Origin of the sequence: Chitinophaga jiangningensis (assembly GCF_900142605.1) — a bacterium.
GTDB classification, from domain to species: Bacteria; Bacteroidota; Bacteroidia; order Chitinophagales; family Chitinophagaceae; genus Chitinophaga; species Chitinophaga jiangningensis.
The window spans coordinates 542,388-557,780 of the sequence record NZ_FRBL01000005.1 but is presented as its reverse complement, the minus strand read 5'-3'; the positions used below and the strand labels follow the sequence as shown (position 1 = coordinate 557,780).

The window sequence follows — 15,393 nt, the reverse complement described above, 5'->3', positions numbered from 1 at the left end:
CTGTATCTATAATATTATATTATATACCTATGCCAGTACTAAAAAAAATAACGCTCTTTCCTGCCCTGCTCCTATTTGCAGCAGCGGCTTTTGCCCAGGACCCGATGTATAATGATACCGCTGCGGTGCCAAAGCCATCCGTGAAAACAATCAGGCTCAGCACCAGCGAAAGGACCCTGTCGGCCGTAACTACCCGCCCAATCAGTGGCGTAGAGGTGGTGCAGTACCTCTGGGACAGCACCCACATTGGTTATGCTCAAAAAGGAATGATGAACAGCGTGGTGATAGCCGCACCCGATACTAACGCTACCGCCTATCTGCAATCGCATATCAACAGCGCCTATGGGCACCTGTATAAACAAGGCGGCGTACAAATCTTGATGATAGTGGAAGCCCTGCGCATCGCGGAAAGAACCGGGGGCATGAGCGAAAAGGCTTACCTGCGCTTTAAAGGTACCACCTACGGCACCACCAATGGCAATAGCTTCGTAGAACTGGCCACCGCCGATATCGTAAAAAATAACGGCGGCATGGATGTGACCCATAAACATAAAACTAATATTGCCAACGCCATACAAGACCTGATGGACAGCACCATCGCCCATCTTGACAATGCCCTGGCGCATAATACTGCAGCCCTTTCCAAGGAAGGCATCATGAATATATATGAGGCTAAAAGAAATATACCCGCGCTGAAAGATTCACTGGTGGATGGCGTTTATAGGTCGTTCGAAGAATTTAAAACGAACAAACCGAGCAGCAGAGAATTTGACATCTCCCAACAAAAAAGAAAAATATTGATAGTAGATAAGGCTGGTAAGCCGATTGACTGCTGGGGAGTAGTGAAAGACGGAGAAGTATTGCGCAACCTGGGATATACCGTACTGCCCATTTCTAAATATCAAAACGGATTTATTATCACCAAATACCTGGAAAACGCGAGGAAAAGAAATTCTGCTATTCTTTGGTCTTCGGTAGCCGGAGGTGCTATTGCCGGCGCTATCGTAGGAAAAACTGTTCAGTTAGTGAATGCGGATGCATTCCCCGACCTTACACCATTGCCCAATGGCACAGCTATAGACATGGAAACCGGTGCATTCATTTTCTAAATGCACCGGTAATATCGTTTCGGCTAAGGCTCGAACTCAAACATGGTTTTGACGCCGGGCCTTACCCGCAGCGGTTCGCTGGCTAAACTCTCATTCTGCAAACGGTCCAGTGCAGTAACTACATAAGTATACCCTCTTCCCTTTACGTACGACAAATCCCTGAACTCCGGGTCTGACGCCTGCTGCACAATCGCAATGATTTTCGTAGGGTCGGTCAGGTTAATGGCCTCATTTTCTGCAAAACGGTATAAAACATATTGCTTCGTATGCCCCAGCGTGTCATTGTCGGACCAGTGAATTTCCAGGCCCCAGCTGCGCTCAAAGGCATCAATGAAATAAGGCGCCTCCGGTGCAGTATTCGGCAGCCATGGCATAGTTGGAATCAGTGCGGGATATTTATACAGGTGATTCCGCAGCGTGTCCTCAATCCCCAGCGGGTTGCCGGCAAAGGATTTCGCGCTGTAAAAGAAACTTCCCTGCACGGTATTCAGGGTTCTGGCTTCTTCTATCTGTAAGGGCACTTCATTTGGGTTGCGCCAGATGCTGTTGCTGTTGATTTTATACACGCCATGGCCGATATACACATGTTTGTCATAGCCATGCTGACTCCACCAGTTGAGGAGTATTTCGTAAGCCACCAGCCGGTGACCTCTTTCCCAGTATAGCTGCGGCGTTACATAGTCAATCCAGCCTTTCTTCAGCCACTTTACCACGTCGGCATAAAGGTCGTCGTAATTGGACATACCCCCACGGGTATACGAACCTTCGGGATCACGGTCGCGGTTACGCCACACGCCAAACGGACTGATGCCAAATTTCACATATGGCTTTTCTTCCTTGATCGCCTTGCTGAGCTTTTCAATGATGAGGTCCACATTCTGGCGGCGCCAGTCGTCCTTGTTCATATTGCCCCCATACATACGGTAGGAACCGTTGTCCGGGAATTCCTTACCAGGCGCGCGATACGGATAAAAATAGTCATCGAAGTGAATAGCATCCACATCATAACGCTTTACCACATCACGGATAATATTGGTTACATACTCCCGTACTTCCGGCAGGGCGGGGTCAAAATATTTTTTACCATCGTAGTTGAGAAACCACTGCGGATTGCGACGGGTGATATGGTCGGGGCTCACGCTGCTGCGACTAACGTTGAAGACTGCACGATATGGATTGAACCAGGCATGAAATTCCATGCCACGCTTATGTGTTTCTTCGATCATGAAAGCCAGCGGATCATAGTATGGATACGGCGGGCGGCCTTGTGTGCCGGTGAGGTACTCGGACCAGGGCTCATAAAGCGATTGATAAAAGGCATCTGCCACTGGTCTTACCTGTACTACTACTGCATTCATGCCGTTACGGCGTGCCTGGTCGAGCAGGGTAATAAACTCCTGTTTTTGTTGATCAGAGCTGAGCCCACGCCGGGAAGGCCAGTCGATATTTTCTACCGTGGCTATCCACACCGCTCTCATTTCTCTTTTAGGCGGTAATTGTGCCCATACCTGCTGCATCAGGCCTATCCATAAGATTACGCCAGCTATTAAATGCTTCAACATCTTCGTCGATTAAATCCGTGAAATGCGAAAATAGGAAAACGTATGCGGAGAGTGTTTAATTATTTGATTAGCAGTTTTTTTGAATTAATCCTTTGCGGAGATGTTGACATGGAAAGGTGGTGCCTGGTAGTCCTTCGGCAGCTGTTCCGCGCTCACGGTGGAATGGTTGCCATCCCTGTGGGCGTAGTAGTGTGGCGACATAACTTCCACACCTGCATTGTTAAACGCAATGTGAATTTGCCGGTGCAGTTCCGAGTAAATCACGGCCATTTTATTAGGCTGGTCCGTATAAGCGTTGATTTCGTAGGCCACCGCAAAATCATTCAAAGCTGTTTGGAGTACAAACGGTGTCTTGTCTTTCAAGAGGCCATCCGTTTCCATGGCAGCTTTGATGAGCAGGTCGTGCACCACGTTCCAGGGTACCTCATAACCAATGGTAACAGTTGTATGGAGAATCAGGCCCAGCTCTTTGGACGAGGTGGAGTAATTGATCGTATGTCCGTTTAAAATACTGGCATTAGGTACGGTGATTTCTTCATTTTTGATGGTCCTCAAACGCGTTACCAGTAAGCTTTTTTCGATTACGTCGCCGGTGATTTCTCCCAGCCGTATGCGGTCGCCGATTCTGAATGGCCGCATGTAGGTGATCACAAAGCCGGCAATGATATTGGAAATAGCGGATGATGATCCCAGGGAAAACAGGATACCCAGGAATACGGAAACTCCTTGAAACACTTTGGAGTCCGAGCCTGGCAGGTACGGGAAGATGATGACGAACATAAAAGCGTACAGCAGGAACTTGATGCCGCTGGCCGTAGGCCTTGCCCAGTCCGCATAAAAGCCTTTAATTACCAGGTTGCCATTGGCCACTTCCTTTGAAAGAAATCCTACCAGCCGTACCAACCCCCGGGTGATCAGGTATATCACCAGTATGGTTAATAATTTGGGGAGATAGGCAAGTGTTTGTTTCAATATGGCTTTTAATGGATCGAGCGTCCAGTGCAGGAGTGTATCAGCCAGTCCTTCCGTCCATGGGAAAATGCTGAATATAATCGGCAGGGTGAGGTATAATACCAGGAGAATGACGGCTATTCTAATGATACGCAGTACCATGAAAGCAAATGCCAGCTGCCTGGAAGGGTTCATGAGGGCGTATCCGCTAACGTGCAGGCCTTTGAACAGACTATCTTTCCGTTTCACCAGCCGCATTTTTATCCTACGGAAAATGAAATTGATGAGTATAACCAGGCCTGTGAATGCGATGAGTACTACCGCCAGCCATAAAAAGCGATGTAATATGGCTTTCCAGCCGAATTCCTGCTGATAGTTGCTAACGGCGCTGCCTATACGACCGGCATTGTACCTGGCTATGGAGTCTTTGCTGAGATGCAGTACTGCAGAGTCTTTGGCTGTTACCGAGAACAGAATTTCATCTCCATAACTCACATCCAGGTTAGCCTCATTGGGGGAAATAAGCAGTGAGTCGGGGCTGAAGAGCGGATTTTCTGTCAGCCGCTTAATTTTCCGCTCAATCTGGGCCGCCCGTTCTGTGGGCACGAGGGGCCCTATCTGATTATAGATGAAAAACAGGGTGTCGCCAAAGGGTTTGACCGGCACACCCGATTTCAAATGAGTGGTAGTATCTGATTGCGCGAAGCCGCTGATCAGCAGGCAGCAACATATAATGGAGCATAACAATCGCATTCCCGAACCTTTCTATTAAAATACGGAAAAAATCGATGTCAGCCGCCATTGGCAGCTACTATACCTTTCTGCCCAGGTATTGGGTGTAATCAGGAAGGATTACTTCGTAGTCCTGGTGCATCAGCGGGGATGTGAGCAGGAAGTCGGCGGTGGAGCGGTTATTGGCAATCGGAATATTCCAGACTACGCCCAGGCGCAGCAGTGCTTTGATATCCGGATCATGTGGCAGTGCTTCCATGGGGTCCCAGAAGAAGATGATCACATCCAGTGCGCCTTCGGCCACCAGTGCGCCAATTTGCTGGTCGCCACCGAGCGGGCCGCTCAGCAGTTTACGAACAGAAACGTCCAGCGCCTCCTCTATCAGCTTGCCGGTGGTGCCGGTAGCGTAGAGCTCATGGCGACTGAGCACAGTTTTGTTGTAGGTAGCCCACTCAATCAGCTCTGCTTTTTTGTGGTCGTGTGCGATTAACGCGATGCGTTTGCGTGCTTTAAGCGTTTTAACTGTTTGCATATGTACCACAAAAGTAATATAGGATGTGGAATAAATAAATGTCGATTATGTGTAATATTAATGAAGAAATCGTTTTTCCCTATAATGATATTGTAAAATTCGATCCCTAAACGGGAATTCCGTCAGGGAAAACTCCCCTAAAAATGTTACCTTTGTTGCGTAAAATTGGATACAATGATTAAAACAGGAAATCCCATTATCAGCATATACACAGAAATGACGCCTAACCCGGAAACAATGAAGTTTGTGGCAAACAAACTGTTGTATCCAGGCAAAAGCATTGATTTTCCGGATGAAGCCAGTGCCAAACCATCCCCGCTTGCAGTGGAGCTGTTTAGCTTCCCTTTCATCAGAGGGGTGTTTATCATGGCTAACTTTATCACATTAACTAAAACTCCGGAAACGGATTGGAATGATATTATCCCTACAGTGAAAGCTTTCCTGAAAGAATACCTGGAGGATAACCGTCCTGTTGTGAATGAGGATGAAGTAGTGGTAACTAAAACTTCCGCTACCAATACGGTAAGTGCAGATGACAGTGATGTGGTAAAACGAATTAAGGAATTACTTGAAAACTACGTGAAACCAGCGGTAGAAATGGATGGCGGTGCTATCCAGTTTAAAGACTACAGCGAAGGTACGGTTACACTGATGTTACAAGGTTCCTGCTCAGGCTGCCCTTCTTCCATGATTACGCTCAAAGCCGGCATCGAAGGCATGATGAAGCGTATGATTCCGGAAGTGAAGGAAGTAGTGGCAGAAGCAGAATAAGCCATAGTTGAGTGAATGATAGTGTTAAATGAAAGCACAGTCTTAGTGGCTGTGCTTTTTTCTTTTATACCCGATCCAAAAAAGCAATGAAAAAAATGAAAGGACTACTCGCCTGGATTTGCCTCGCTGCCGCCCTGCCAACTGCGGCGCAAAAGAAAAAAACCGATAGTACTGTTGCCGTTATTACCTACGGATTTGTAAACAATGGAAAGCCTGCCGGCGGCGAAGGGCTGCGCATGGTGGTAGATCATAACCAGGTGCATATCCAGCCTGGCGATAAGGCGCAAAAAGAGCAGCAATACCTGGACTACAACAATCAAACCACGCTCCAGGTGCTGACACTAGGCAACGGCGACGTATACACGCTGCAAAAGCCGTTTTCCGAACACCCACAACCGGAACTCCTGCCAGACACAGCTACCATACTCGGCCTCCCCTGCAAAAAAGCAAAACTCTTTGTGCGCTCCAACACTATTGAGGTGTGGTATACCAACGCACTTAAAATAAAAGGTACGCCTACGCTCAGCTATGCTCCCGGCCTCGGCCTGGTGCTGCGCATCGTAAGAAACGGCAACAGCGAAACCATTGCCCGCAAAATCGAATATCGCAAAGTAACGCCGCAGGAGCTGGCATGGCCGGCCAACAAAGGCAACGTGGTGAACGATGCGGCATATATGCGCGCTGTGATTGATAGTCGCTATACCACCCTGCCGGTATTTGAGCAGGAGCAGATCAGCTGGGGCAATAATACCCCTAACCCTGAAGGAGAGCAGCTTAACAAAACTTACCACTACGCCGGCGGTACCATCATCCTGAAAAAGGTAAAGCTGCCGGAATGGAAGAAAGGCTACAACCTGTTTGCCGAGCTGGTACAGTACTCTAATGGCGATGCGTACGACCGCACCGGTTCCGTATTTATGGTGCCGGTAGGTACGGATACCACTTTCCTGGACGGCCTAAAGAAAGGCGCGGCAGTGCTGCCACTGTACCACGCGCGTAACGGCAAAACCTACCAGGGCATGGTAAAAACACCTTCTTTCACACCGCCACTGGAAGTAATCCGCTTCTTTACTCCGTTTGGGGTGCGCCAGTTCAATAACCAGGTGCAGATCCAGGGGTATCACTGGGCGGATTCCGTTATTTATAAACAGGATATCACCGAGCTGTCCAGCGCCTTACAGGGCGAAGTATGGCTGGGTGTTTACATCGGCAACTATGATAAAGGCGGGCACAAGGTAAGCCTGACATTCAAGTACTACCCCGGCTATGATGAGGAAGAGCAGGGCGCCGGCACCAATTTCGTTATGCCAGTGTTTAACACTACTAACGTGATGGAAATGGCCGGACAGGAATATGCTACCCTGTTCGACAAAGACTCCCTGACCGTAACAGTGGATATTCCTGAAGGCATTAAAAAGCTGCAGCTGCGCTACCTCACCACCGGCCATGGCGGCTGGGGCGGCGGCGATGAGTTCAATCCAAAGCAAAACGAAATTTTTGTGGATAACCAGCGGGTGTATCACTTCATCCCATGGCGTACGGACTGTGCTACCTACCGTTATTCCAATCCGGCATCGGGCAACTTCGGCAACGGACTTTCCTCCTCAGACCTGAGCAGGTCCAACTGGTGCCCAGGAACCCTTACTACGCCTGTGTTTATCAATCTCCCGGATGTAAAACCGGGTAAACATACCTTTAAAGTGGCCATTCCACAGGGATTGCCTGCCGGTACCAGCCAGAGCTTCTGGAATGTTTCCGGAACCCTGTTGGGAGAAAAATAATTGCAGTATGGAAGCCGTATCCGTGCGGCTTCCATATTTTCGTTTTAATTTTAGCCCCATGAACGAAATATACCAGGGCCTGCTGAGTGGGTTTCATGAGATGACCACCTTAGAAATCATAGCTGTATTTTTTGCGGTGTTGTCTGTCATCTTCCAGAAAAAAAATAATATTCTCGTATATCCCACCGGGTTAGTGAGCACTGGTATTTACGTTTATCTCCTCTCCCATTCCCATTTCAAATTATACGCTGAGGCTACCCTAAATGCCTATTACTTTGTAATGAGCGTGTACGGCTGGATTTACTGGGCCCGCCGCAAAGGGCAGTCGCAGGAACATGTGCGGATCAGCTTCAGTGCTGCGCGTACCATGGGCATCGCCATCAGTATTGCCGTGATAGGCTGGGCGGTATTTTACTTCCTGTTATCCAACTATTCCGACTCCACTACCCCGATTGTAGATGGCTTTGTATCCGCCACCGCTTGTGCCGGTATGTGGCTGCTGGCCAAACGCAAGGTGGAAAACTGGATACTGCTGAATATTTCCAACCTCGTAGCCATCCCGCTGTTATTCTATAAACATTTGTATCTCACTTCGTTCCTGACGATTTTCTTATTTATTATCGCCATATTCAGCTACTTCAGCTGGAGGAAGGAAGGGCTGGCAAATGAAAGCTTACAAGCATGAAAAAAGTAGTAGTTATAGGGCCTGAGTCGACCGGCAAAAGTACTTTAAGTGAGATGCTGGCCATGCGTTTCCATACCGTATGGACGCCTGAATATGCGCGCGGGTACATCGAGCACCTGGAACGCCCCTACGAAAAGGATGACCTGTTGAAAATCGCGGAAGGGCAGCTGGCCCTGGAACAGCAGCAGCTGGCGAAAGCTACGGATGTATTGATTTGTGATACAGACCTCTACGTCATCAAAGTTTGGAGTGAGCATAAGTATGGCGACTGCGACAACCGCATCCTGGCGATGATTGCGCAGCAGCAGTGTGATTTATATCTCCTTACCAATATTGACCTCCCCTGGGAACACGACCCGCAAAGGGAGCATCCGGAACCGGAGATGCGCAGTTATTTTTATAATGTTTACCGGGATATTGTAGTGCAATCCGGAATTCCGTTTGTAGATATCAGTGGTAGTTATACACAGCGGGAAGCTATTGCCGCCACCGCTGTGGACAAGCTCTTACGCGGATAGTTACTTTTCCTTTTTAGTATTTTCAATACCTGTTACCAGTTCGGCAATATCCGGATCAGGTGCGATATTACGCATCTGGATGAGGATTTTACGCTGACGGTAGGCTGTGGTTCTGGAAGGGGGCACTACGGTGTATTTTACCGGGTTAGGAAGCGCTGCTGTAATCATCGCTGCTTCTTCCCGGTTGAGGTTAGCCGCTGGCTTATGATAGTATTCCTGGGCGGCAGATTCAAAGCCAAAGATGCCTTCACCAGTTTCCGCCACGTTGAGGTATACTTCCAGGATGCGCTGTTTACCCCAGATTTTTTCGATCATAAAAGTAAAATAGACCTCCAGGCCTTTGCGAATCCAACTTCTCCCCTGCCATAAAAAAACATTTTTTGCCACCTGCTGACTGATGGTGCTGGCCCCACGGATTTTCTTACTCTTGGCGTTATGCTTCATGGCCTTTTCGATGGATTTGAAATCGAATCCATCATGGTCGGTGAACAGCTGATCCTCACTGGCAATCACGGCCAGTTTAGCATGCTGGGAAATTTCCTCATAGCTGGCCCAGCTTTTATGCAGCTTTTTGTCTGTTCCCCACAGACTGAACCAACTGGAGATTTGTGTGAGCGTAATAGGGGGATTCACCCACTTCGTTAAAATGATATAGGCAAATTGGGCAATTATCAATACTAATAGCACTCTCTTCAATCTCCTCCAGATTCTCGGAACAATTCCTTTAAGCTTCATCCAAGTAGGTTTAGAAAAATCGGCCGAAAGTTAGTAAGATAATTTGACATCCATTTTCGTTAAATTTGAATATGCTTTTACAAGTTCACCCTGATAACCCGAATCCCCGCAACATCAAAACGATTGTTGAATGCCTGAAAGACGGCGGTGTGATTATCTATCCAACGGATACTGTGTATGGGTTGGGCTGTGATATCACGCAGCAGAAGGCCATTGAGCGGGTTGCGCGTATCAAGCAGATTGATCCTAAAAAGGCTAATTTTTCCTTTATCTGTTACGACCTGAGTCATTTATCCGACTACGCAAAAAGTGTGGATACTCCCATTTTTCGTATGCTGAAAAAGGCATTGCCGGGGCCATATACGTTTATTTTACCCGCCAGTAAAATGGTGCCCAAGCTGCTGAAAACAAAGAAAGATACCGTTGGTATCAGGGTGCCGGATAATAATATTTGTCGCACCATTGTGAAGGAGCTGGACAACCCGATTATGAGCACTACCCTGCCGATCGATTACTACGTGGAAGAATATACGGACCCGGAAGTGATCTATGAAAAGTTTGGAAAGTTGGTGGATATTGTGGTGGATGGCGGCCCTGGTGGTATGGGGTTTTCCACGGTGGTGGATTGTACCGGCGGTGAGCCTGAGTTGGTTCGTGAGGGGATCGGGAGTTATGAGGCGATAGCGTAGCTTATTTTTCTCCGGTTGCAGATAGGGCCTTCGGCCCTATCTGCAACCGGGATTCGCCGGCCGCCGCGGCCGGCGAATCCCGGAAAATTAAAAACTTAGTGAGATGAAGAAACTGACATTAATTCTCGTGCTGGCGGCCTTTGGCCATGTTGCCTTTGGCCAGGAGTTTAAATTGAAACCAGTACATATCATTCCGCCGCCAAAGAAAACGGAAGAAAAGAAGGTGGCGCCGCTTGCACCGAACTTATATTACAATCAATGTTTCGGCTTTTTCTGCAAGCAGGAATGGAAGGTGCAGCAGCGTACCGGGCTACCGGTAAAAATCCGTTTGGGCGACTACTCTACCACGCAACGTATTGAAAATAAGCCTTATTGACGCTGTCAACAAATAATGTTTGACTTCGTCAACTACATAAATGGCCATAAAAAAATCCCGCCGGAGCGGGACTTTTTTATGGGAAATATCTTACTCAAACAAAGCCGGTATAAGGACCTTATTTAATTCCCAGCTTCTTTGCAATATCTGCAGGCAGTGCCTTTTTGTTAACCATGTAGCAGGTAGTTTTGTACTGGAAGTAAGGCAGGGAAGCATAGAAATAACCCTGACCGAAATTGTCAGTACCCCATGAGTTTTTCACACGGAAGTATTTTTTACCTGTCTGATCTTTTACCAGTCCTACGATATGCATACCGTGGTCGTCCTGCGTTTCGAAGTTATCGAAAGCTTCCTGACGTACTTCGGCGGTGATATTTTTTTCCTGGATGGGTTGCAGGAATGCGTTTTTCTTTTCGTCGGCAGACATATCAGCCCAGTCTTTTTCAGGGACGATAGCCAGGCCATCTCTGAAGTTGAAACCTTTTTCGCTCACATCGGCAGCCCATGCGATGGTATAACCGTTGGTGAGGGCGTTTTCAGCGATGGTGGTGAAATCAGCCAGGTTTACGTTGTAGACTTTTTCCCAGTTCCAGTTGTCCGGTACTTCCAGTACAAACTGGGAGTTGTAAGGGTGGTGGGTGAAGGAAGAGATGTAGATATAATCGTCTGCATTCAGGCCCAGTTCTTTTGCGAAGGACTGTGGCGTGTATTGTTTGCCGTTATATTCAAATTTGGATGGCGCCTCGCCCATGTAAGCGTTCAGGATACCATCGTAAGCTTTTTTCCAGTCAGGGTTGATGGTACCGTTGGAAGCGCCGATTTTGGTAACCAGGCCTTCCAGCAGGCTTTCCATTTCTGCGTGGTTATAAGTTTTCTGGCGGTTGCCATCATATGCGCTCTGAGGCACCAGACCGAATTCGCGGAGGCAGAGGATATCATCAGGGAATCCGCCACCTTCACCGAAGTTGGCTTTACCGTGCATGCGAACGTAGTTAGCTGCTTTTAACGGATACATGTTGCGTACTACGTACATTTCGCTCAGGTTTACTCCTTTGCCTTTGCCGGCACGCAGTGCTTCAGACTCCAGGAAGGACATGCCGGAAAACGACCAGCAGGTACCGGTACGACCCTGATTCTGTACATCAAAAGCATCCATGTTTTTAATGGTGGTAAACTCTAATTTGCTACCCTGTATGTTGGTGGTGGTTTGTGCAAATGCAGCCGTAGAGCAAAGCATTACGGCGCCTAACATCCAATTCTTCATGTGGTTAGATTCGTTGTAATTTTTGTAACAAAGGGCCAAATATAAGGGAAACAGCCTTCTTTGCCGACTAAAAGTTTGATGAGCGGACGGGGAAGCCGCTATGCATTTACTACCCCTTGTTGTGCTTTTTCGAACTGTTCGCGGGTGATTTTCCACTCCCACAGTTCTTCGTTATCCTTGTTCCTGATAGCTCCTACGAAAGACATGCCTACTTTTTGTAATATCTTAACCGAGGCGTTGTATTCTTCTTCCGTATGTGCGATCACGTTGGTAACGTAAGAGTGACCAAAGGCAAAATTGAGGAGTGCCTGGGCCATTTCGGTGCCGTAACCTTTTTCGCGATGGTCGGGGCTGATCTCATAGGCTATTTCCACCGTACCATCGGCGCTGGGCTTGCCTTTGAAGCCACCGGCTCCTATCAGCTCCCTGCTGTCTTTAAGTATAACCATATAAAAGAACCAACCCAGCAGCGTTGGGTCGTTCCGTAATTTGTCGTAAGTAACCAATATCACTTCCGGATATTCTATCCAGTTGTCTGCTATAGTAATATCCAGTTGGCTCGCAAGTACATCACTACCCTGAAGGAACAGTTCAAAATGGTGTAGTGTGCACGGCATCAATTGCAGGTGCTTAGTAAGAATCATGTTGGTAACGAGTAAATGCTTTGGGAATATACAAATTAGGTTTTTGGGATTTAAAAAGCAATAAGGGGACAGAATGTACAGCATAAAGCGATACACAGTAACATCCTATCCCCTTAAAAAATGAATTACAGTATTAATGCGCTTCCAGCCAGTTGTTGCCGATTCCCATTTCGGCTTCCACCGGTACGGCCAGTGGCAGGGCGTTACGCATACAATCCAAAATAATAGGTTTAATAATCTCCAGTTCCGACTTGTGCGCATCAAATACCAACTCGTCATGCACCTGCAGGATCATTTTTGATTGCAGGTTATGGGCTTTAAATGCCTTGTGAACGGCTATCATAGCCAGCTTGATCATATCGGCTGCGGTACCTTGTATGGGCATATTGATGGCATTTCGTTCGGCGAAGCCTCTCACTACTGCGTTGGAAGAGTTGATGTCCTTCAGCCAGCGTTTGCGGCCCAGCAGCGTTTCCACATAGCCTTTTTTCTGAGCTGTTTTCACCTGGTCTTCCATGTATTTTTTGATGGAAGGGTACTGGGCGAAATAGTTATCGATCAGCGTTTTTGCTTCACTGCGTGGAATGCCCAGGTTTTCAGATAAGCCGAAGGCGCTCACGCCGTAGATAATACCGAAGTTTACGCTTTTCGCATTGCGGCGCATATCGGAGGTCACCTCTTCCAAAGGTACATTGTAGACTTTAGCAGCGGTAGCAGCGTGAATATCGGTGCCGCTGCGGAAGGCTTCCATCATCTGCTCATCACCGCTGATGGCGGCAATAATGCGCAGTTCTATCTGTGAGTAGTCGGCAGATAACAACACAAAGTCCTCATTCCTTGGAATGAAAGCCTTGCGTATCTCGCGGCCACGGTCAGTACGTATCGGAATGTTCTGCAGGTTGGGGTTATTAGAGCTTAAACGACCAGTTACCGCCACTGCCTGGTTATAGGAAGTGTGGATGCGGTTGGTGCGTTTATTCAGCAATAACGGTAACGCATCTACGTAGGTGGATTTCAGTTTGCTCAGCTCGCGGAAAATGAGAATATCTTCCACGATCTGGTGCTTGGAAGACAGCTTCTGGAGCACGTCTTCGCCGGTAGCGTATTGTCCGGTGCGTGTTTTTTTCGCTTTTGGGTCGAGTTGTAATTTTTCAAACAGCACTTCACCCAGCTGTTTAGGTGAGGCGAGCTTGAAGCGCACACCCGCCTGTTCGTATACACTCTCTTCTGCCCTTCTGATTTCTGTTTCCAGTTCAGCGGAGTAGTCGGCCAGTGCTTTAGTATCGATGGCGATGCCTTCAAACTCCATATCAGTAAGCACTTTTGTAAGCGGGTTTTCCACTTCGTAAAATACTTTTTCTACTGCCTTTGCCGGCAGCATCGGGAGGAACACCTCTTTCAGCTGCAGGGTAACATCTGCATCTTCAGCCGCGTAGTTTGCTACTTTTTCCACTTCCACGTCGCGCATGCTCAGCTGGTTTTTCCCTTTGCCGATCAGCGTTTCAATGGAAACAGGTTCATAGCCGAGGTATTGTGCACTGAGGTAGTCCATGCTGCGGCGGCCTTCGGGTTCTACCAGGTAGTGGGCCAGCATGGTATCAAACACAGGGCCTTTCAGCGCAAAACCGTACCATTTGAGCATGATCATATCATACTTCAGGTTTTGGCCAATGAAGGTGATGGATTCGTTTTCAAATACAGGTCTGAATTCTTCCAGGATGCTGATCACGCCTGCTTTATCGGCTGGCAGTGGGATGTAGTATGCTTCGCCGGTTTTAAAGGCGAAGCTCATACCTACGAGGTCGGCCTCATTCGGATCTTTCCCGGTGGTTTCTGTATCAAAGGAAAGTTGCTGCTGCTGGAGCAATTGTGCGATCAGTGCAGCGCGTTTTTCGGCCGTATCCGTGAGGTGGTAAGTATGAGGAGTATTGTTGATGTTTTTTTCCGGGTTGATGAAACTGCCGCCGCCCTCTTCTGTGGCGGGTGCTGCGGTTTCTTCGGTGGCAGTAACGCTGCCGAACAGGTCGGCCTGTACTACCCCAGGTTTTGCCACTGGCTCGGCTGCGCCGGAAGCTGCAAAAGAATCTCCCAGTATACGTTTGCCGAGGGTTTTAAATTCCAGTTCAGTAAAAATTTCCACGAGCACGTCGCGGTTATATTCTTTAAGGCAAAAATCTTCTTCGTGGAAGGTCACCGGAACATCGGTGATGATAGTGGCCAGTTGTTTGGACAGCAGGGCGTTTTCGCGGCCGGCCTTGATCTTTTCGGCCATTTTACCGCCGATGGCGTCTGCATTTTCCAAAACGTTTTCCAGCGTTTCGAATTGTGCCAGCAGCTTCATGGCTGTTTTCTCTCCTACGCCGGCAATGCCCGGGATGTTATCAACTGCGTCGCCCATGAGACCGAGGATGTCGATTACCTGAGATACATCTTTTATCTGCCATTTATCACATACTTCCTTAGGGCCCATAATTTCTTCCTTACTGCCCATGTATGGTGGTTTGTAGATGTAGATGTTATCCCTTACCAGCTGACCGTAGTCTTTATCCGGCGTCACCATGTATACGGTGTAACCCGCATCAGCGGCCTGCCAGGCCAGAGTGCCAATCACGTCATCCGCCTCATAGCCATCTACTTCCAGCAGTGGAATATTGAATCCCTGCAGGATGCGGCGGATATCAGGAAGCGCGTCCAGTAAGTCTTCCGGCGCATCTTCGCGATTGGCTTTATAATCGGTGAAGGTAGTATGACGTTCAGTGGGGGCATGCGTATCGAATGCCACTGCCAGGTGCGTAGGCTTTTCTTTATTGATGAGATCCAGTAATGTTGTAGTGAATCCGAACTGGGCATTGGTGTTACGCCCGGTGCTGGTCATGCGTGGATTTCTGATCAGGGCGTAATACGCCCTGTAGATCAATGCCATGGCATCCAGTAAAAATAATTTCTTTTGCATCGCTAAACCTACAAGAATTAATTTGAATGTACAAAATTAAGGGATGCCTGTGAGTATTCCCTTTACAGAATATCTGAGCGGAAAATTTACA

General features: G+C 48.0%; 14 protein-coding genes. 7 read left to right on the top strand and 7 right to left on the bottom strand.

The window, feature by feature from the left end; translation table 11 throughout:
• The first annotated feature begins 29 nt into the window (after positions 1-29).
• Positions 30-1,109, top strand: a complete 1,080-nt coding sequence (locus BUB18_RS15200) for a hypothetical protein (RefSeq protein ID WP_073082568.1) — start codon at positions 30-32, stop codon at positions 1,107-1,109.
• Between the two features lie 23 nt (positions 1,110-1,132).
• Here BUB18_RS15200 and BUB18_RS15195 read toward each other — a convergent pair whose 3' ends face one another.
• The 3 genes from BUB18_RS15195 to BUB18_RS15185 all read right to left on the bottom strand — a co-directional run bounded on the left by BUB18_RS15195 (position 1,133) and on the right by BUB18_RS15185 (position 4,886).
• Entirely contained in the window at positions 1,133-2,671 is a 1,539-nt protein-coding gene (locus tag BUB18_RS15195) for a glycoside hydrolase family 10-like protein (RefSeq protein WP_073082565.1), read from the bottom strand.
• A gap of 84 nt (positions 2,672-2,755) precedes the next feature.
• Positions 2,756-4,375 carry a mechanosensitive ion channel family protein gene (locus BUB18_RS15190; protein WP_073082563.1) on the bottom strand — a complete coding sequence of 540 codons (1,620 nt, stop codon included), beginning with the start codon at positions 4,373-4,375 and terminating at the stop codon, positions 2,756-2,758.
• 58 nt (positions 4,376-4,433) lie between these two features.
• Positions 4,434-4,886, bottom strand: a complete 453-nt coding sequence (locus tag BUB18_RS15185; protein ID WP_073082560.1) for a methylglyoxal synthase — start codon at positions 4,884-4,886, stop codon at positions 4,434-4,436.
• Between the two features lie 174 nt (positions 4,887-5,060).
• Between BUB18_RS15185 and BUB18_RS15180 the strand changes: the two genes are divergently transcribed.
• From BUB18_RS15180 to BUB18_RS15165, 4 genes are all read left to right on the top strand, one after another.
• Complete coding sequence (locus BUB18_RS15180; protein WP_073082557.1) at positions 5,061-5,657, top strand: NifU family protein; 597 nt, start codon at positions 5,061-5,063, stop codon at positions 5,655-5,657.
• Positions 5,658-5,743: 86 nt separating this feature from the next.
• Positions 5,744-7,438, top strand: a complete 1,695-nt coding sequence (locus tag BUB18_RS15175; protein WP_245805678.1) for a PNGase F N-terminal domain-containing protein — start codon at positions 5,744-5,746, stop codon at positions 7,436-7,438.
• A 58-nt stretch (positions 7,439-7,496) separates the two neighbouring features.
• A complete protein-coding gene (gene pnuC / locus BUB18_RS15170; protein ID WP_073082781.1) occupies positions 7,497-8,123 on the top strand; it encodes a nicotinamide riboside transporter PnuC in 627 nt (208 codons plus the stop codon).
• Complete coding sequence (locus BUB18_RS15165; RefSeq protein ID WP_073082555.1) at positions 8,120-8,641, top strand: AAA family ATPase; 522 nt, start codon at positions 8,120-8,122, stop codon at positions 8,639-8,641. Before pnuC ends, BUB18_RS15165 begins: the two co-directional genes overlap by 4 nt.
• On the opposite strand, the gene mtgA is transcribed toward BUB18_RS15165, so the two are convergent.
• Positions 8,642-9,376: a monofunctional biosynthetic peptidoglycan transglycosylase gene (gene mtgA, locus BUB18_RS15160; RefSeq protein ID WP_073082552.1), complete on the bottom strand. Its 735-nt coding sequence runs from the start codon at positions 9,374-9,376 to the stop codon at positions 8,642-8,644.
• A gap of 71 nt (positions 9,377-9,447) precedes the next feature.
• On the opposite strand from mtgA, the gene BUB18_RS15155 reads away from it, so the two are divergent.
• Together BUB18_RS15155 and BUB18_RS15150 are read left to right on the top strand one after the other, a co-directional pair.
• On the top strand, positions 9,448-10,065 hold the full coding sequence (locus tag BUB18_RS15155; protein ID WP_073082549.1) for an L-threonylcarbamoyladenylate synthase: 618 nt from the start codon (positions 9,448-9,450) through the stop codon (positions 10,063-10,065).
• 103 nt (positions 10,066-10,168) lie between these two features.
• Positions 10,169-10,441, top strand: a complete 273-nt coding sequence (locus BUB18_RS15150; protein WP_073082546.1) for a hypothetical protein — start codon at positions 10,169-10,171, stop codon at positions 10,439-10,441.
• 118 nt (positions 10,442-10,559) lie between these two features.
• Here BUB18_RS15150 and BUB18_RS15145 read toward each other — a convergent pair whose 3' ends face one another.
• The 3 genes from BUB18_RS15145 to polA form a co-directional block, all read right to left on the bottom strand.
• On the bottom strand, positions 10,560-11,705 hold the full coding sequence (locus BUB18_RS15145; protein WP_073082544.1) for a C1 family peptidase: 1,146 nt from the start codon (positions 11,703-11,705) through the stop codon (positions 10,560-10,562).
• Between the two features lie 98 nt (positions 11,706-11,803).
• Positions 11,804-12,349: a GNAT family N-acetyltransferase gene (locus BUB18_RS15140; RefSeq protein WP_178372145.1), complete on the bottom strand. Its 546-nt coding sequence runs from the start codon at positions 12,347-12,349 to the stop codon at positions 11,804-11,806.
• Positions 12,350-12,482: 133 nt separating this feature from the next.
• The gene (gene polA, locus BUB18_RS15135; RefSeq protein ID WP_073082541.1) at positions 12,483-15,302 is read right to left on the bottom strand and encodes a DNA polymerase I; all 2,820 of its coding nucleotides are present in this window, start codon (positions 15,300-15,302) and stop codon (positions 12,483-12,485) included.
• Positions 15,303-15,393 lie beyond the last annotated feature (91 nt).